This is a genomic window from Lysinibacillus sp. NPDC093216 (genome assembly GCF_050280325.1).
Classification (GTDB): Bacteria; Bacillota; Bacilli; order Bacillales_A; family Planococcaceae; genus Lysinibacillus.
In genome coordinates this window covers 1-19593 of record NZ_JBNNVB010000029.1, presented here as the reverse complement: position 1 = coordinate 19593, position 19593 = coordinate 1, and the positions used below count along the sequence as shown (strand labels likewise).

Genomic DNA, 19593 nt, shown 5'->3' with positions numbered 1-19593 from the left:
AGTAAAACCGTTGATTACCACCACCATATTGTATCCCTTCAAACCCGTTGTCGCCTTTCCATCCACTGTTTACAATTGTGATAGAGACATCGATGAACTCAAAAATACGATTGTAGCGAGGTGCTTAACATATGGGCTGGTTCAGTAAAAAGAAACATGCACAGGACAATTTGGAAAAAGCGGATCAATTATTAAATAAAGGCTTAAGCGGCATGATGATGAAGGGACTCATCCCCAAGCAGCATCGCGAAGCCATAAATCAAAGCATTGAACAGACTAGGCAAGCGCAGATGGCCGCGGGAGGTTCCGTTCCTATCACTGCTACCGCTATCGTCCTTTCGGTACGCGATACCGGAAAACTGATTAATTTTGAACCTGTTGTTATTTTGGAGCTGGAGGTGACGGAAACCCGTGGTAGCCGTTATACGAAAACGCTCGAAACGCTTGTATCCAAATTACAGGTGCCACTGGCCGGGGACCACATCGGACTCGGACAACATCCGGCCAATCCGGCGGAACTCATCTATGTTGGCCTCATGACTTGAATCTGACCCAGGAGGATAATGATGCAAAAAATCTTAACATCACTTGGCATGATTACCGTGCTTGGCGTTTATGGAAAAGCGTTAGCCTCCGGGTTGTAGCCGGACCTCTTCATTTTTAACTTTATTTATGGCTAAATGAAAAACTAATCAAAAACAATAATGATAAAATTCGGTAAAACCCAATCGACATACAAATCGAAACAACCTTTCATTTATGGTACTATACACTAAAAATTTTTAAATGAGAAAGAAGTGAGGAAACTGAATTACGGAAAAACGATGGTTGAATTTTTTTCTAGCGCGGAAGAACTTAAACAGCTTCACAAAATAATTAATGATTATAACTTACCTATTAAAAGTGAAGATACCTTTGAAAAACAAGTGGTGGAGGTTAGTGAATATTTAAATGAACCTACTTTTATTGAAGCTCGGAATAAAAAACGATCTTTAAACATTATCTCGGGTGTTATTGCATTACCAATCGTTGTCTTTATTGTTTATATGATATTAGGAAAGTTAAAAGTAATAGATCGAGGGGATATCTTTAAAAATGTACTTGATTGGTTTTTAGCTTATCCATGGGCGTTTATTCTGTACGCTTTTGTATTTGCTTCTATTGTAATTGCACATAAATTAATAGAAAAGAAAATGTATTATAAAATATATCCTAATGTAAAGTTTAAATTAATGGACCAATTAAACTAAAATATTGAAAAGCAGTTTTCAACTAACTTTCTCTCCAAATCAATTGAAAAAATACCTTTAAGGAGATAGGAAAGGGTGAGCGCTCTTTCCTATCTCTTATAGTTCCAGTGCTTCCTTTTACAAACTCACCTTTTAGTGAAATATCTTTTAAGTCTGATTCCCACTTAAACCATTCATTTATATTTGCGTATAATGACCAAATTTTGTCTTTCTTTAATTAATACCGCAATGGTCTCCCCATACAGGTCTTTTATAGGAACAATATCTTGTTGCATGATTCCGCGCTCTTCGGTAATGCCTCTTGATCCAAAAAGTGGTTTCCCAGTTTTTAAACTAAATAAAACACCCGGCTCCATCTCTTCATATGCAATTTGCCCTAACATACTATTTTTATACAAAGATACTATAGTAGTAGGCTTTGCCTCAGCTACAATTAAAGAGGCGTTATCTTCTTCCAAAAGACAATCTATAAAAATATCTGCTTGGGAAAGATCAGCTATTATTTGAAGGTTTTCAGCCATACCTAAAATAATTTCACACTGTTCATTTGATAAACTTGTAAACCGTTCTAAATCTAAAATTCCCATCATGATATCGCTCCCCTTTCTCCAGTTTTCCAAACACTATAGCAAAATTAAAAAGTGTGTTCAATGTGACACAACAAAGTTATCGAATTTTCAAAATAAAACATTTACTACTATGTGGCGCTTTAAGTTTCTGAAAATCCACTTTTTGTTATTGTAGTTAATAATACGAAACGGATTAAGGCAAAATTAAAAACGAGTCCGGTGCAATACCGAACTCGTTTTACCCAAGCTGCCTAATGAAATAACCGTGTCTAACTTTTAGGGGTCACTTCATCCTTAGATAACAGTTTTTTTTGAACAGCCTCTTTACCTCTGGGCTGCACTTTCACACTTAATAGGACAATTCGTCATCATTATACTTCGAACATATTCGTTTTTTCTTGTAAGTCTTCCGCCATTTTAGAAAGTGCAGAAGTAGATGCTGTAATTTCTTGCATGGAGGCTAACTGTTCTTCTGTAGCCGCTGAAATATTTTGTGTTCCTTCTGCAGAACTTTGGGCAATTCCATTGATTTGTTCCATAGATTTGGTCATTTGATTAACTCCTGTAACCATCTGTTGTACTGATGAAGACACCCCTTGAATTTGAACAGATACCTCATTGATGGCATGTTGAATTTTTTTAAAGGATTCACCTGCGATGTTTACATTGTTAATACCTGTTTCCACTTCATTCGTTGTGAATTGCATAGAATCTACCGCTCTATTCGTTTCAGTTTGAATTCCTGTAATTAACTCAGAGATTCTCTGTGCCGATACAGAAGATTCTTCGGCCAATTTTCGCACTTCTTCCGAAACGACCGCAAAGCCTTTTCCGTGTTCTCCTGCTCTTGCCGCTTCAATCGCTGCATTTAGTGCCAGTAGATTGGTTTGTGCTGCAATGCCTGTAATAACTTCAACGATTTGTCCAATCTCTGCCGAACGCTCACCTAAACCACTAATTACATTACTTAGACTACCAATAGAAGTTTGAATGGAGTTCATTTGTTGAACAGCGGTTTTAATAATATCATTTCCATCCACTGAAAGTTGTTCTGCTTGGATAGTAGCCTCTGAAACGTTAGTAGAATTTCTAGCTATTGTTTGAACATCTTGTACCATATGATTAACAACATCTGATGTTTCTATAATTGTTCTAACTTGATCGTCCGAGCCGCTTGCCACCTCTAACGTAACAGACGCGATATGCTCACTTGCCTCACTCGTTTGTTCCGCACTTGCCGAAAGCTCAACCGAAAATGCTGCCATCTGTTCGGATGATTGTTTCACCTGACCAATTAGATCTCGTAATTGAGCAATCATATGGCTAAATGAAGACGTTAAGACTCCTAGTTCATCCTTTGAATCATAGTCTACACTAAAATTTAGTTCTCCTGCTTCCGCTCGTTGAACAGCAAATTTTAATTTTTCAATTGGAGAAATTATATATTTTCGTACACCTATAAAACCGATTGCAACAAACAGAATTCCTAATACAATTGAAATGATTAGGGAGATCGTGATACCTTTACTTGCCTCAGCTTTACTTTCCATATTCAATGTACTTGCATATTTTTTATTCAATTTTGTCAGCTCCAAACCTTTTGACATAATTTCGTCAAATACAGGCTTAGCACTTGAATTAAAGAGATTTATTGCTTCCTCATTCTTATTGGCAAGACTTAGTTGAAAGACTTTCTCCATACTTTCTTTAAAGTTTGGAAATTGCTGAACCAATTCATTTATTATTTTGTCCTCATCCGATTTTAAATTGGCTTCTTTAAGTATTTGAAGATTCTTTTCATTCTCTTCAAAAGCATGCATAACTTCATTATTAATTTGTTTAATAGTTGATTCATCTGTAAAAAGGAAAGAACGATACATATTTGATATAATGACCCGATTATTAAGCCTATAATCAGTCAAAACTATACTTGGTTCTAGACGGTTTTTAAAAATATTCTCTGTATTATTCTCCAAAGATTTCATTGTGATATATCCATTCACTTGAATAATACCAACTGTTAAAATGGCTATAAACATTAATAGGACTAACTTTTTAAATATAGATAGATTGCGTAGCATGGTTAATACGCTCCTTTTTAAATTCAATTTTTAGTGCACATTTTAATGAAAGACAATGAATCGTACATTATCAAAGGTGCGAGCCTCCATGTTTATTTACAACATGGAGCTAACCTGCTTGTCTTGTTTAATCCTATGTTTTCATTATATTGACTTTTCTCTTCGTTTTTCTGATAACCTACTTAAAAATAATAATGAATTCCCCTGCTTTTAGCCCCTCCCAATAACATTAGAAAATTTATTTTTCATACTATTCACAATATATTACGACATATTTCGATATTTTTGAACAAAAAATCTACAAAAAAATACAATTGAGTAAATCAACCTAAATTACTACATTTTTTTTAATGAGTAGTTCTTCAGAAACAGTTTCTAAAATTTTTCTAAAGAAAGAGGGATGTCCCAAAAGTCATTTGCAGACTTTTAGGGCATCCCCAGCGTAGTTACATTCTTTTTATTACTCTCTTAGAAATTTTAACGAAAACTATACTTTGCTAACATTTCTCTCCAAGGAGCCATTCGGGCTTCTTCAAAACCCACACTAGTATACCTTGCTCATTGTTTGGCTGATATCCAAGCCATATGACATCAGTGCAATCATCTCTACTCTGGATGTCTTGAACAATCAACTTCATTGTTCTCTTGCCATAGCCACACCCTTGATATCGCTCATCAATTATAAACCTGTATTTCCAATAGCTTCTACCATCTGAATAAATCCTGTATATTGGCCTAGATACTAATTTTCCACACTAATGTCCTACCCCTTGTCTTGGGCATTAATTAACCTTGATGATAAATGAACAAAATAAAGAGCGTGTTTTAAATCGATAACCGATTAAAACACGCTCTTTATAAAAAAGCTTAATCTATTTTAATTACTACATGCTTAGAAGTTAATTGCGCCAGCAAAGAAAATCATAATTCTTCTAACATCAGACAGCCTGCCGTAATTCTTCTTCCTCTTGCATAACCTGCAGATTCGTGTTTTTTTCTCTGCGCTGACATATGTTATTCCAAATAAGAGCTGAAATAACAAGTAGGGTCCCTGCTATATCAAAGATTGTGATTTTATATCCTTGTACCATCATAATGACCAATGTAGTAATTGGAACGAAATTAATGAATAAAATTCCATTAATGGATGATAGGATTTTCACACCATAATTCCAAGTAAGCAATGCTACAATACCTGGCAGTGTCATCATAAACAATAAATCATATTTAATAACAAAAATCGTTTCCATACTTGGGACTGAAACATACCCTTGCATCGTGATGATCATTGTGATGATACCTGTTACAGCTGTGCCAAATACACATGTTAATGTAGAATAGCGGAGAGTTGACCAATCATTAAATGTTTGACCGCCCATTGTATAAATAACCCAACCTACAACTCCAATTAAAATGAATGCTAGCGGAACTAGATTATGTTTCAGTGTAAGAAAGAAACTCATATCGCCTTTTGTAATAACAAAAATAGCTCCAATAAAAGCAATGATCATGCTGCTAATCATATACTTCTTCGGTTTCACTTGTTTATATCCCCAGAGAATAGCAATCGAAATCATCGGCATGAGTGCTTCCATAATCGATGCCACCATAACGCCAGATTTCCCCATTAACATCTGACCTAAGAAAACAAGCACGTTGTAAACAGTAAATGCCATAATCCCAAAAAAGACGAGTAGCTTACCTTTCCCCTCTAAGCGAAACGCTTTTTTTCCTTCTTTCATCCATAATAAAATGACTAATACAATCGATACTGCCCCATATCGAATAATTGAAAAATAGAATGGATTTATATATTCAAGTGCATGATCTGCAACTGGAAACATGGCTCCCCACGACATACTTGCAATTAAACATGCTAGCATGCCTATTATTATTTTACTTTTTCTCACTGTTTTTTTCCTCGTTTCTATACAACTTCTATGAAATTCACAATGAGAATTATAAAAAAGAAAATACATCACGTAAAATGATTGAAAGTGATATTAACTATCATTTATAATGATAGTTTTTAAGGGGGTATACTCAATGGAACTACGAGATTTACAGATTTTCAAAAGCGTTGCAAATTACGGGAGCGTCAGCCATGCTGCAAAAGAATTAAATTATGTACAATCCAATGTAACTGCACGTATTAAGCTATTAGAAAAAGAACTCCAAACGCCGCTTTTTTATCGCCATAAAAAAGGGATGACATTAAATCCAGAAGGGCGAAAAATGCTTGTTTACGTGAATAAAATATTGCTGGATGTCGAAGAAATGAAACAGGTCTTTTTAGATAGTGATACACCGACTGGTACTTTAAAAATCGGTACAGTCGAAACAGTGAGTATATTACCAACTATTCTAGCGTCTTACTATAAGGGCTATCCGAATGTAGACTTAACATTACAAGCTGGTTTAACTGAGGAACTTATTAAAGAAGTAGCGGATCATCAATTAGATGGGGCCTTTATAACTGGACCGATTAAACATCCAGTTTTAGAACAATATGATGTATTTACCGAAAACCTCGTTCTCCTATCACAAAACAAATTATTTCGTATCGAGGAATTTACGTCTACACCAATCCTTGTTTCTAATCAAGGTTGCGGATATCGTTCCAAGCTAGAACTCTGGCTCAAAGATGAAGGTTTACTGCCAAAAAGAATCATGGAATTTAATATATTAGAGACAATTTTGAACAGTGTTGCCATTGGTCTTGGCGTTACACTTGTACCACAATCGGCTGCAGAACATCTTTCTACAACAGGCAAGGTTTATTGTCATCCAATTCCTAAAAAATACGGTACGATTTCAACCGTCTTTATTCGACGAAAAGATGCATATATGACAAATTCGATGGAATGTTTTTTAAAAACAATTGCTGAGCATCAGCATACATAGGATTTTTTAGCCCGAAGAAAGCGCCAACTCGAAGTGACTTTGTTATTGTATCTAAAGGCTAAACGCTTGGTTTTAGTCCCAAGCGTCCTGTTTCCTATCCATCATATATTCATAAACGAATGCAGGCAAAAATTAAAAGACCTACGCTGGTACAATACCAAACTCAGGTCTTTTAATGTAGTTAAAGTCAAATCAATTGAGTGTCTTATGACTGTAAATTTTATTGATCTTAGCAAATGCTATTTTGCATTTTTGTCAGGCTGATGAATTCCGAATATATTGCCTTCAGTATCAATATAGTATCCCTGCCACGCCATTCCAGGAAGAGCATATTTCGGCATTGCCACTGTGCCACCATTCTCAAGAATTTTAGCCTCTGTTACATCGTAATTTTCCACACCCATTGTACAAGCAAATCCGTTTAAGGCCTGGTTCGGTTCCGGAGAAGGACCTTGACGTTGCATTAAAGCACCATCGATTCCATGCTCGTCTTCATTGCCAGTCACTGCTCCAAAGTAAGGCATTCCTGCATAATCACTCCAATCTTGAAATGACCATCCGAATACCTCTCCATAAAATTTCTTTGCACGTTCCATGTCACTTACATGAATTTCAAAATGAACTAATCTTCCCATGATATCCTCCTAAATACTAAAGAATTAAATTACTCACTGTGTTTGAGTACAATTACTATATATTATTATTACAAGGAATGGAAATAAAAAAGTAGAGAAATTATATGCAAAAATCGAGAATAAACATTCTAATGCTTGTTCCCGATTTTGGTTCTATTGCATTTAAGTTAGTTAATTTATAGTGTTTAAATGATCTTTTAAATACTGAATAAATGGATGCTCTTCTATATCTGATTTGCGTGTACAAATAAATAAACTTTGCTGAATATCTGCATGTTCTACATATACCCGAGCTAGTTTCCCATTTGCTATACTTTCCGTCACACTGTAGGACGGTGCTAAAGTCATACCGTACCCTGCTTCTACTACTTTAATCGATTCATGTAAGCCCTGCATTTGAAGTCCTAATTTAGGTAATGGACCGTTAAACGTGTAAAAAACCGACTCCAATAAATCAAGTGTCGAGCTTCCTCGTTCCCGATAAATAAAGTCCTCCTTCGATAATTCATAAATGGAGACAGTTTGATTTGCTAAAGAATGTGATGGGTGAACAACAAACCAAAACGGGATATCTACTATTTTTTCAAACTGTAAATCAGGATGACCAATTTTATTTTGTACGACAAAACCAAAATCTACTTCATAATTAAGAACTTGCTCTTCCACAGATTTCACATTGCCCAACGACACAAAAAATTCAATGTGAGGATTAGCAAGCTTATACGCTGCTATAATAGACGGGAGTATATAGTTTGTCGGTATATAGGACGAAGATATATGTATTTTTTCTTCTTTCGCTAAAAATTTACCGAGCTTTTCATCAATTTGTGCTTCTAAATAAAATAAACGCATTCCCTGCTCATACAAAAACTTCCCCTCAGGAGTTAATTGAATGCCACGTCCTTTCCCTTCAATCAATTTTGTTCCTATTTCGCTCTCTAATTTCCGAATTTGAATAGTGACAGCTGGTTGGCTAAGAAGCATTTTATTCGCTGCTGCGGTAATTCCTCCAAGCTTTGCTACATTCGTAAAAATCCTTAATCCATGCAAATTCATTTTATTCACTCCTCCCTATCCATAAATTAAATTTATGAATAAGCAATTTATATATATTTGTTTTATATATAGTTTAGCAGTAATTTAAGTGTAGAGGTGATTTGATGGAAATTTTACTACATGAATGGTTATCAGTAAATGGATTTATTTTATTTACAATCGGCTTACTCGCAGCAGTCATTGGTGTTCTTTTCGGCGCTGCAGGCTTTATCTTGTTGCCTGCAATGTTACTTATTGGCATTCCGATACATACAACTGTAGCAGTTAATAAATTTGCGACAGGAATTTCAGCTCTATCAAATGTCGTATCGTTTGTAATTAAAGGACATTTATCTTTAAAAAAATTCACATCTTTAATTATGATATCTAGTTTAGGAGGTGTATTGGGCGCATTTTTAGCCACTCGATTATCAGAACAAGTCATGAATGTTGTAGCTTGTGTATTCTTAATTTTCGCATTTTTCATTGTGCTTTGCAGTAATAAATTTATGGTAAAGGATATTAAAGAGGCAGAGGAACAACCAATTAATAAACTTATTCCGTTTGCGATTTCAATATATGATGGTGGTTTTGGACCAGGCTCAGCCCTAATGAATGTAACCTATCATCTTAAAAAGCAATATACCTATATAAAAGCAGTTGAGTTAACAAGAATTATTACGTTTTCAAGTTGTACAGGCGCATTTCTCTTTTACTACTTTACGGGTATTGTTAATTGGGGAATCGCTATTCCTGTTTCAATTGGCTCTATCGTTGGCTCGTTCTTAGGTTTAAAGATAATTCCTTATATCAAAACAAAATGGATTCAAATTTCATTACCCATCATTTTTTTCTTGCTAATTGTTCAGGTCGTAACGGATTTATTGATATAACACACTAATTGGCTAATATACTTTCTTTGGCTGGTACATCTGATGGTGTGTAAATTTATCTTACAAGTAAAGACACAAAGTTATTTTGGTTGTTACATCAAAAAAGGTTGGGCAGTTAGTTATGATGAAAGAAAATAACTGTCTGGCCTGAACGATTTTTACATAAAAATATTTCTGTACCACGTTGCGGGTCTATATTAGACATGTAAGTACTACACTAGTTGCTAAGAAAGTGTTCTAATTGCAAAAAAGAAGTCTAAAAAACTAAAATAAAAAAGCTGATTTGGGAAATGAAATATTCCCCAAATCTACTTTTCTATTATAGTAATATATATTGAAAACAGGCTATATTTTCAACTCTTTTATCCCTGCTTTTAATGTATCTGCATCTACTTTTAATGTTCCCCAGCTATCTTTAGCTGATTTCAAGTTAGGTAGTAAAAATTTGAATTTATTTTGTTCCGCTTTTTCAGATGCATTCTCGATGTGTCTCAGAACGCCTGAATATTGAGAGTCTAAATCATTCCATTGTGTAGACATAAAAGTAAGTGCGTTAATAGCATCATCTAGTGCATTGTACATCTCACTAATATTACTATGTGCAATTCCAACTACACGATTTAATGTTGTTTTATAATCAACTGTCTGATTTAATTGTGCTAATAACGGTTCTAATTGACCTAATTGATCTCTTGCTACCCCTAACATAATACCACCAGCAATCCACGTCGGAATAGAGGGCACAGATACTGTTATTATTCCATCAGACTCTAATTTTTTATAGTAGTTTACTGATTCTAAAACTTCTTTTAGTCGCTTTTGATCATCCTCAACTGCAACACCTTGGTTTTTTAAAATCGATTGTAAAAGATCTTTGTTACTGCCAAATGCTCTAACATCTTGTCCAATAGCGTCTCGTAATTTAGTTAATTCTACTATTAATTGTTGTGCATACTTTTGATTTTGTTGAATTTCTTCTCGTAAATCTGTAATCCCTTCTATTAACGTCTCTCCATCTCCTGTATTAATGGCCTCTACAATTATGTCATAATAATTTTCGAATTTTGTATCGTATTCAATAATACCTGTCAATGTATCTATCAGCTGTTTTTTTACTTTTGTATCCCATGTAAGGGCATGTGCTCTAGCATCCTTTTGATCCTGTACTATTTTACCAGGCAAATCTGGATAGCCATTAATCTTAATTCCTTCAAAATTGACATCTGGATTCTTAATTAACATATAAGAATAGGCATTCATAGATTTTGCAAAAAGCCCCGCCTTTTGCAAGGTTTCCTTCATCTTCACTTCGTTTGCTGAAAGAGACGTCTCACTATTGTTAGTTTGCTCAATTTTACTTGTCTCAGCAAATGTTGCTACTGGAGATACTACAGCTGTAGTTGTCAAAGTTAAAAACGTCGATACAGCGAGTACTTTGTAAAGAGATGTTTTATTCATTTTAAATTCCTCCTACTGTATTTCAGTTCTTTTCTTCTTGTTTAAAGGCAATGTCTTTTGCAATAAATTCTGCATCTTGATGAATATCATTCCAACTTTGTTTAGCAGCCTTTAAATCATCAGGTATTAAAGAGAGCTTATGTTCTTGCATTTGATCGATATTATCATATAAATCTTTATAATTCGCTCCCATTATATTCCATTGTTGCTGAATGTTCGTCAGAGACATTATTGCTTGATCCACTGTTTGATACAGATATGTTAAAGTGTCTTTAGCGTTAGTAAGAGCAATAACAGCTTGGTTAGCAAAATCAGCTTTCATCGTTAAGTCTCCGATTTTATTCGAAATTTCGTTATAGGAGTTCATATGATTAGAAGCCGTAACACCAGCTGCTGTTCCTAAACCAATACCAGCTGAACCGAGAACTGCAAGGCCTCCTACAACAGCCGGTGTCGCAGTTCCGCCAGTCACAACAATGACTACTCCTCCTGCAATAGTTCCAATAACTAAAACAGCTGCTCCCAAGCCTCCACCAATCGACCATGCTAATACATTGTCAAAATGGGCTTTCTGAGTGGAACGTAGATTCTCAATTTCAGCTTGAAGTTGTGGAATCAATGCCTGTTTTCCCGCTAATATTGCCGTTAATCCACCTTTCCCATCTGGACCGCCAATATTATTTTTAAAATCTATAGTATTTGTATACAGTTTTGTTTTGAAGGCATCTAACATTTTAATTACTTCTGTAACTTCTTTTGAATTTGTATTAATTGTACTGATTAAATCACCTATACCTTCTTTTAAGCCTTCCTTATCTTTCTTTTGTACAGTGTCTATTAATGTGTCGTAATAGTTATTAAATTGTTCATCATAATTGACAATATTACGTGCTGTCTTTTGAATTTTTGGCTTCGCCGTATCTAACCAATAATTCGCATGGATTCGAGATAGGTCCTGATTAAGGTGAATATTTTTGATTAATTCTCCCCCTTCTGAACCTAAATCAATATTGGATAGATTTACATTCGGCTGTTTAATCATTGTTTTTGCGTACAAATCCATTACAAGAATATGTGATCCTGTTTCAGCTAACGCTTTTTTCAGCCCTTCAGGTCCTAATGTATAATAATTTCCTATTTTTTGTTCCTGAGTGATTTGTTCTTGTGCAAGTGCGTGAATAGTACCACTGTTAGCTCCGGTTATAACCGCTGCCAAAGTAGCCACGGTTAACACTTTAAAAGGGAATTTCTTCATATTAATTTCCTCCCAAACTTCGATAGATTTTTATAATTTTAAATTTCAGGATATTAAAATTTATCAGCTTGTTCCTCTAGTTGACTTATTATATTTTTTAATCGTCTTAATGTATCTTTCTGAGTTGTATTGTCAGTAGTATCAGCATTAGTACTTAATTTTGTGACACTATTTTTTATTAAGTTCAAATCTTCTTTATAGCGTTTCAATAGGTCAAGTTCTACATCTACTTGGCTAGCGAATGTATGCAAATCATGTTGCATAAGAAGTAGCATTGATTTTTGTAAATCTGCTATCGTTAGTTTCGTTGTTAAATCATATAATTTTTGATTTTGTTGCTCCAAATCATCTAAATATGCTCGTTGTTCTGCCTTTAAATTATTTACTTCAGCGAAGGTACTATAAGTTTTTTTGATTTTTTCTGGGTCAATTGCTTTCATAAGGTCATACTCTTTCGCTTTTGTAGCTGCAGCTGCAGCAATTTCACCTTTTTTATTTTTCTCAATTGCTTCACGAGCTTCTTTTTTAGCAGCTTCAATCTCTAAAGCAGATTTACCCTTTTCTTTTGCTTCTTGCTCTGCTTTTTCCTCTGCTTCTAAAATAGATTTATTAATTTCTTTTCCTTTGTTATACGCCGCCGCCGCTGTTTGAGCAGCAGGGTCGATAACATCTTTTGCAAGACTATAAATCTCTTGGAATATTTTAAGTCCTTGTACATTTAAAGCTCCCGGAAGGAATGCAATTTGCTGTAAATCATTTTGAATTAATTTTTTAGTATCTAGTAATTCGTCTTTTAGCTTGTCTATCTTCCCTGTTCCCTCTAAACTTAGTACTCCCTGAGCTTTTGTCACATCCGTATCGAGATCTTTAAGTTTTTTTTCAAGCTGTAATTTAAGGTCTGTTAATTCATTAATCTGAAGTTGCACATTTTCTTGATTCGTCATAGTCATTTCTTGAAGGACTTCTAATCTATCCAAAAAACCTTCTTTATCGTCCTTATTATCTACATATCCTTTTAATGTTGGATAATAGTTATTAAATTTAGTGGCAAACCCTTTACTTTTTGAATTTATTAGCATTAATTTTGGATAATGTTCCGATGACCATTCTTTCATATCCTGTTTTATTAGAAATTGCTCTGTGTTTAAAGCTGGTATTTCCTCTAGCTGTACATTAGGGCTTAATAAAGCCTGATCTATATACATTTGAGTCAATTTAGACTGTGCACCTAATTTTCTTAAAGATGAGGAAATAGCTATGTTCTCTTCTTGAATTTCCGCTTGAGCTATAGGTGTTGTAAAAGTATGTATAGGAATAGCCCCCGTAGTAAAAATAGACGTCATCATTAATCCTGTAATAATTTTCTTTTTCATTTTGTTTACCTCCTTAGATGATATTTTTCAAAATCATTTATGTAATTACTTCTTAAGTCCCCTTAATATACTTATAGTTACAGGAAAGATTCTTGCCAAAATAATTCACAATTCCCCTGTAATGTAAATTTTAGGTATAGTCACAGTTTTTAGCAAATCGCAGTAAAAATAATCTATTTTACATGTAAAATAGTTAATTTTCGCTGTAATTTTGATTTTAAAGTAGATTAATATGAACAAAATTAACTTGAAAGTGCCATAATATGGTGAAAATAAGCGGATTGAAGTTACAATATTGACATACTTTTGCCAATGAAATAGAAAATAAATCTTCTATATTTAGACATATTGGTCATGTTAGAAAGGGCGTTTTTTATTGTAAAAAAAGGCAAAACGAATACTTTCGTTGGAATATTTTATTAACGGAAAGCTTTCCATTCCTTGAAAACTAAAAAACCAATTGCCGATTAAAGATTGGCAATTGGTTCTCAGAGTAGATTTCTTGATTTGTTTAGAAAAAACTGATTAGCCCCAACTTCAAAAAGTGTAGATTAAGACTCTACTTTCATCCAGCGCGCATTTCTCCCTTTTGAAATAAGTTTGATTTCACCTAATAGTTGCAAATCAGTTAAAGCTTTACTAATAGTACTTTCAGCTATATCTGGATAAATGCTTCGAATACATTCTTTTGTAAAAGGCTGTTTTTGATTATGAATAAAATTCTGAATTCGCTCTACCTTAGTATGTTTACATATAGAATCCAGTACTCTGCTATGTAGATCTTCATAAGCTTCTAAAATAATAATTAAGAACTCTTTTAACCAGAAGCTAATATTATGCCCATTACAATACCAATTAACCGATGATTTAAATATGGCTTCATAGTATTCTGATTCTCTTTTCTTTATATATTCATCTAAACAAACATATTTTACAAATGTATGTCCGTTTTTTACTAATAGTAATTGCATTAACATAAGTGTTAATCTACCATTACCTTGACTAAAAGGAATTATGCAATAAAAATTCAATATAAAACGAGCTATCAATATAAGTGTAGGCAACTCTTTTTTACGGTTTAATAAATTGTACTGGTTACATAATTGTTCTACTGCCCATGGAATATTTTCAGGTGGAAGAGGACGATAACAAATCGTATGCATCCCTTTTTCGGGAAGTCCAGGGATAGAAAATGGCTTTTGGCGCCATTTTGCTCCATCAGAGGTATTATAATGAATTAATTGGAAATGCAATTCTTGTATAGTATCTGGACTTATAGAAAAAGCACAAGATTTTTTATGTACAAGAGTCAAAGTTTCATAATAACAAAATATCGCATCTTCCGAAATGGATTGGGGGATCATATCATCTATAATAAGTTCTTTTAATCGCTTATTTGAAACTTTTATATCCTCATAAACTGAAACATAGTTTTTTATGTATTGTAGGGGTATAGCTTTTTCAAGGCTAGTGAATATGTCAGGTCTCTGCTCTTTATAAGCGGTCAACATTCCTTTATATTCACTAATTTCACTGACCAAGTTTATTAGTTGTTGCTCACTATTTATGTACGGATTTTCGAAATAATTTCTCATTTTGTTCCTCCTGTTACTATCTCTCAATGCTCTATTACAATATTTTTTTTGTTTTTAGGAATTCCTAATGTTATTCGAATAACATCCGGTTTAATAGAGCTTTAACTTTCTAAAGAAAGAGGATTAATTTATTATTCAAATTTTTGTATAAAGGCGTTGAAATTACTTTTTATTTCAAAAAGTGGATGCATCGTAAATATAGACGTTAGACATTGGACTTATTAAATATCGGAATATTATCTTTTAAATGTACTGATTTTTATTATTTTTTGTGACATTTTTTATATATTTTTTCTTCCCGCTATATAATCATCCATTTTTAACGAAAGCGAGTTATTCCATTATGTTGAATACAAGTTAATAACACGCTTCAACTAAACCTGCTTCGTTCGTTCAATTTACTTCAACAAAAAGAGCGTTAATCCCTTGTTGGATCAACGCTTTAATTTCTAATTAAACTATACCGATTGGATCTGTTTAACCTTTTGAATTATTAGGATTTTCAAGAATAAAACTAAAGAGAACAATGTATGTACTATACTAAATATAATCAGTCCTGATGTGACATCTGGTTCTTTTTTAAAGTTGAATAACGAAGGAACTCCCACGTAAAAAGGTAGTAAAACGTAAATGTAATACATTACTCCAAAGTATAATACTAGTAAGGAAATGATCACACAAAATCTACTGAAACTTGGTTTTGCAAAAGCTACCCTATGTCTTCCTTTTGCTAAATTATAGAATGTTGATCCTAATATAAAGGTTAAAATAATACAAATGAAGATTGTGATACCAAGAATTATCTTAGCGGCAGAATTCACCTTTGGAAAATCCTTACCTAATAAAGGTTTAGGTGCTCCTCCTTCCACTATTCTAAATAAATTAAATCCAGAATGGTATGTTATATCTTGTTTCGAATTTGATAAGAGAACAAGACCAAAGGATTTATCAGAAGAAAGGACCATCGTAGAAGTGAATCCTGGTAACCCACCCTCCATATACATATTATGAGGATATACATACCAATTGTACCCTACGCCATATCTATTAGCTTTGAATATTTCTGTAATACTATTTGAATGAATCAGATTACCCGTAGGAGTTATTCCTTCGTTGAGTAGACACATCATAAACTTTGCTAAATCTGTGGCATTTGAGGATAACCCAGCCGAACTAGATGTAGCATAGACTAGCTTTTCCTCATAAGGTTTAATTTTATCCCATTGATAGCGATGCCCCCTTGCCGTATTGGAAAGGTGATGATTATCAAATGTAAAATACCCTGTTCTGTTCATTCCAAGAGGCTTAAAAATATTTTCATCCATATATTTTGTAAAAGGGACACCTGAAACTTCCTCAATAATTATTTGCAACAAATCTGTATTCATATTGGTGTATTCAAAAGTTTCACCGGGTTTTGCAACTAACATAACATTACTTAGTTTCTCACTAATTTGATCTATAATCTTCCGGCGATCTATACTTTTAACATCATGAACATTGAGACGACTTGGCAAACCACTCGAATGATTAAGTAAATGTTTAATAGTAATTTGATTTGACATTAAAGCATCTCTTGTCTTAAACCAAGGAAGATAGTCAACAACAGGATCTTCAATACTTAAAAACCCTTTCTCCTGAAGCTGTATAATAGCTAATGTGGTAAACACTTTAGAAAGCGATCCTAAGTTAAAGTTTGTATTTTCGTCAATCTGCTGGGTAACTTCTCGTATATCTAAAATTCCAAAACCTTTAGAATAAATAATCCCATTAGAATCAACTAGCGCAAAGGCCATCCCCGGAATATCATGTGTTTTCATGTTGCTCTCAATTTCAACTTCAATCAGTTTTATTTTCTCATCCCTATCACTTATTGTTGCCGAAACTTTATCTGTAGACATTATTAGTAAAATACAGAGAATGCTATTAATTAACACTATAATCTTTTTAATCATACTTCCCCCTACTCTTTAATATCAAACCACTCTACACCTAGTAATGATTTAACTACTGTACGAAGTATCAAAAGATTTTTTTAGGAATCTTTTTCGATAAAAAAATAAACAATGCTGCGAACTTGGACTATTACTGATGTTGCAACATTGTTTTCTTATTATGAATTGTTTTTTTCGATTCCGTTTAATTTATTATGTTGTTGCTGTTGACGTTGTTGTTTAGAAAGTTCTTTTATTGAAGCAGGTAATAAATATTTATTCACCGCATCAGCAAGCTTTTCTGCTACCTCTCCTTTATTATATATTATTATTACTTTTTCAATTTTCTACTTAAGTCGAAATTTTTCAAAATCATCACCATCTTTTTTCCCCTTCATATTCTATAGAATCAGGTCGAATATTGAGGGGGAAACGCATGGGGATTGAATTGACGGCTCTCCATTGGATTTACATTGTTTTTATTGTCCTTATCATTGGCTTTATGGTTAAACGTCGCGACACCACCCTCATTTGCGTACTAGGCATATTTATGTTAGCAATCGTTGCTACAGGCGATTTAACTTCGTCCATCAGTGGTATTTTTAACAGCTTTATTTATGCCATCACTGAGCTTTTGTCGACTATTCTCATTATTTCTATTATCGTAGCCATGAGTCGAGTGATGATGGCCTCGGGTATCAATGAAGTCATGATTGCTCCTTTTACGAAAATCATAAAAACACCCGCTTTAGCTTATTGGACGATTGGTCTATTAATGATGTGTATCTCTTGGTTTTTCTGGCCTTCGCCTGCTGTTGCACTTTTAGGGGCAGTTTTGTTACCTGTTGCTCTACGTGCGGGCTTACCAGCACTTGGTGTGGCGATGGCGATGAATTTATTTGGTCACGGAATCGCTCTATCGAGTGAAAAAGCACACTATTCTAAAGAATAAATTTGGAAATAATCCCGTATCATAAAATAACAGGAGGGTTTATTTGTGTATAGACCTGTTGAAAAACGTGACATACATCAATCTAATAAGCCTAAAGCTTTGTATTTGAGAAAGTCTAAAAAGAAAAAAGGTAAAACAGAAGAAGAAACTTTAGAATCAAATATGCAACGATTATTGGAATTTTGTAAAAAAAACGAAATTGATGATTATGTGATTTATAATGATTTCGTTGCTAAATCGACTAAACTAGACCGTATAGAATATAGAAAAATGTTAAATGCTTGCTTACAAGGCGAACACGATACGATTGTAGTTTTAGAAGAATCTCGACTGTATAGAACTGTTTATGAACAAACGAACGTATACGAGGACTTAAAGGGCACTGACATAGTGATTTTTTCCGATAGAGAAGGCATTATTAATCCTAATGATAGAACTCAATTCTTGGCTAATATTGTGCGTGGTGCAGTTAACGAACACGAATTACACAACTATGCCCACCGTATGAATCAAACGAAGCTTCAAACCGCTAAAAACGGTTCATATGTAAATAAAATTCCATTTGGTTATATAAAAGTGAGAAATAAACTAATACCACACCCAGTTGAAAGTAAAGCGTTTAGATTGATTGTTGAAAAGGTTATTGAGGGTTATCCAATTAAAGAAGTTATAATCGAATTAAATTTACGAGGATATACTACAAAGCAGGGAAAAAAATTCAAAGCTGCTACTACAATTACTCGACTCTTTGAAAATAGAGTGTATTTAGGAGAATCACATTACAATAGTCAGATGTTTGGTGAAGACGTTATTATAAGAGATACACACGAACCTTTGATGACTATAGAAGAGTATCAAAAAATTAAAAAGACGGTAGGTTCTCGTTCAAGAAATAAACAAGGCATACGTTACACAAAGATAAATACACCTTTAGACAGATTGATGTATTGTGGTATTTGTGGACATCGTTTACCAATCCATAAATCTTATAAAAATAAAGAAGGTATCACCTCTTATCAAATAAGTAATTGTAAAAATTCGTATGGTGAAAACTTTGAGCATAAATGTCCTCATAAATCTGTTAGTTTGAACTTCCTATTGCCCCATTTCTATAAAGTTATTAGTAAATATAAAGAGATTATTAGAGAAGAAATTGTAAATGCTCCAATTGATAATACTAATGATAAAAAAATTGCTATTATGCAAGATATAAAACTTTTAGATAAGAAGATAAAAGAAAAAGAAGAAGAAATCGAAAATACCGATATGTATTTGATTAAAGGTATACTAAAGGAAACTAAATATGTGAAGATAATGCCACAATTAGAAAAAGAATTGAAGGAATTAAAATCTTTACTTTTAGATACAAATAAAAGACTAGAAAAACTGGATGAAGAAAGCAGTGTTGATCTGAAGAAAAAAGCTTTAGATTTTTTACAAACAATCGAAGATATTGAAACTGAAGAGCAAAATAGACAGTTTAGACTTCTCTTTGATAAAGTTGTTATAATTAATACTGACGATAAATTTTCGATTGAATTAATAGAAAAAGACACGTCCCTGTATAAAGTGTACCCTTTGTAAAGGACATTTTTAAAAAAGCTCTAGGCAACTTGAAGAAGATGAAGTCTGTATTGTGCAGGCGTCATCTTTTTTAAG

Annotated in this window: 16 protein-coding genes and 1 pseudogene; 6 read left to right on the top strand and 11 right to left on the bottom strand. The window is 33.5% G+C overall.

Features of this window, described 5'->3' with window-relative positions; all coding sequences use genetic code 11:
- Window positions 1-131: 131 nt before the first annotated feature.
- Both ACQKOG_RS22680 and ACQKOG_RS22675 read left to right on the top strand, forming a co-directional pair.
- On the top strand, window positions 132-545 hold the full coding sequence (locus ACQKOG_RS22680; protein WP_402868731.1) for a hypothetical protein: 414 nt from the start codon (window positions 132-134) through the stop codon (window positions 543-545).
- A 252-nt stretch (window positions 546-797) separates the two neighbouring features.
- A complete protein-coding gene (locus tag ACQKOG_RS22675) occupies window positions 798-1250 on the top strand; it encodes a DUF6097 family protein (protein WP_402868729.1) in 453 nt (150 codons plus the stop codon).
- Between the two features lie 173 nt (window positions 1251-1423).
- Here ACQKOG_RS22675 and ACQKOG_RS22670 read toward each other — a convergent pair whose 3' ends face one another.
- The 4 genes from ACQKOG_RS22670 to ACQKOG_RS22655 all read right to left on the bottom strand — a co-directional run bounded on the left by ACQKOG_RS22670 (window position 1424) and on the right by ACQKOG_RS22655 (window position 5783).
- Complete coding sequence (locus ACQKOG_RS22670) at window positions 1424-1840, bottom strand: histidine kinase N-terminal domain-containing protein (RefSeq protein ID WP_427448314.1); 417 nt, start codon at window positions 1838-1840, stop codon at window positions 1424-1426.
- Between the two features lie 350 nt (window positions 1841-2190).
- On the bottom strand, window positions 2191-3900 hold the full coding sequence (locus ACQKOG_RS22665) for a methyl-accepting chemotaxis protein (RefSeq protein WP_427448313.1): 1710 nt from the start codon (window positions 3898-3900) through the stop codon (window positions 2191-2193).
- Window positions 3901-4397: 497 nt separating this feature from the next.
- Window positions 4398-4622: a GNAT family N-acetyltransferase gene (locus ACQKOG_RS22660; protein WP_427448325.1), complete on the bottom strand. Its 225-nt coding sequence runs from the start codon at window positions 4620-4622 to the stop codon at window positions 4398-4400.
- Between the two features lie 216 nt (window positions 4623-4838).
- Entirely contained in the window at window positions 4839-5783 is a 945-nt protein-coding gene (locus tag ACQKOG_RS22655) for a DMT family transporter (RefSeq protein ID WP_370076263.1), read from the bottom strand.
- Between the two features lie 163 nt (window positions 5784-5946).
- Between ACQKOG_RS22655 and ACQKOG_RS22650 the strand changes: the two genes are divergently transcribed.
- On the top strand, window positions 5947-6804 hold the full coding sequence (locus tag ACQKOG_RS22650) for a LysR family transcriptional regulator (protein WP_370076059.1): 858 nt from the start codon (window positions 5947-5949) through the stop codon (window positions 6802-6804).
- A 239-nt stretch (window positions 6805-7043) separates the two neighbouring features.
- On the opposite strand, the gene ACQKOG_RS22645 is transcribed toward ACQKOG_RS22650, so the two are convergent.
- Together ACQKOG_RS22645 and ACQKOG_RS22640 are read right to left on the bottom strand one after the other, a co-directional pair.
- Window positions 7044-7439: a VOC family protein gene (locus tag ACQKOG_RS22645; RefSeq protein WP_402868719.1), complete on the bottom strand. Its 396-nt coding sequence runs from the start codon at window positions 7437-7439 to the stop codon at window positions 7044-7046.
- Between the two features lie 171 nt (window positions 7440-7610).
- Complete coding sequence (locus ACQKOG_RS22640; protein WP_370076063.1) at window positions 7611-8495, bottom strand: LysR family transcriptional regulator; 885 nt, start codon at window positions 8493-8495, stop codon at window positions 7611-7613.
- 104 nt (window positions 8496-8599) lie between these two features.
- On the opposite strand from ACQKOG_RS22640, the gene ACQKOG_RS22635 reads away from it, so the two are divergent.
- Window positions 8600-9367, top strand: a complete 768-nt coding sequence (locus ACQKOG_RS22635) for a sulfite exporter TauE/SafE family protein (RefSeq protein WP_370076065.1) — start codon at window positions 8600-8602, stop codon at window positions 9365-9367.
- Between the two features lie 345 nt (window positions 9368-9712).
- Here ACQKOG_RS22635 and ACQKOG_RS22630 read toward each other — a convergent pair whose 3' ends face one another.
- From ACQKOG_RS22630 to ACQKOG_RS22610, 5 genes are all read right to left on the bottom strand, one after another.
- The gene (locus ACQKOG_RS22630) at window positions 9713-10825 is read right to left on the bottom strand and encodes an HBL/NHE enterotoxin family protein (RefSeq protein ID WP_370076067.1); all 1113 of its coding nucleotides are present in this window, start codon (window positions 10823-10825) and stop codon (window positions 9713-9715) included.
- 22 nt (window positions 10826-10847) lie between these two features.
- On the bottom strand, window positions 10848-12080 hold the full coding sequence (locus ACQKOG_RS22625) for an HBL/NHE enterotoxin family protein (RefSeq protein WP_402868714.1): 1233 nt from the start codon (window positions 12078-12080) through the stop codon (window positions 10848-10850).
- A 53-nt stretch (window positions 12081-12133) separates the two neighbouring features.
- Window positions 12134-13453 (bottom strand): HBL/NHE enterotoxin family protein, encoded by a 1320-nt coding sequence (locus ACQKOG_RS22620; RefSeq protein WP_370076071.1) that lies wholly within the window; start codon window positions 13451-13453, stop codon window positions 12134-12136.
- Between the two features lie 551 nt (window positions 13454-14004).
- A complete protein-coding gene (locus ACQKOG_RS22615; protein ID WP_370076073.1) occupies window positions 14005-15048 on the bottom strand; it encodes a Fic family protein in 1044 nt (347 codons plus the stop codon).
- 458 nt (window positions 15049-15506) lie between these two features.
- Window positions 15507-17003: a serine hydrolase domain-containing protein gene (locus ACQKOG_RS22610; protein WP_427448312.1), complete on the bottom strand. Its 1497-nt coding sequence runs from the start codon at window positions 17001-17003 to the stop codon at window positions 15507-15509.
- 415 nt (window positions 17004-17418) lie between these two features.
- Between ACQKOG_RS22610 and ACQKOG_RS22605 the strand changes: the two are divergent.
- A pseudogene (locus ACQKOG_RS22605) lies at window positions 17419-17910 on the top strand (hypothetical protein); the annotation flags it as partial.
- Window positions 17911-17979: 69 nt separating this feature from the next.
- Window positions 17980-19518: a recombinase family protein gene (locus tag ACQKOG_RS22600; RefSeq protein WP_427448311.1), complete on the top strand. Its 1539-nt coding sequence runs from the start codon at window positions 17980-17982 to the stop codon at window positions 19516-19518.
- Window positions 19519-19593 lie beyond the last annotated feature (75 nt).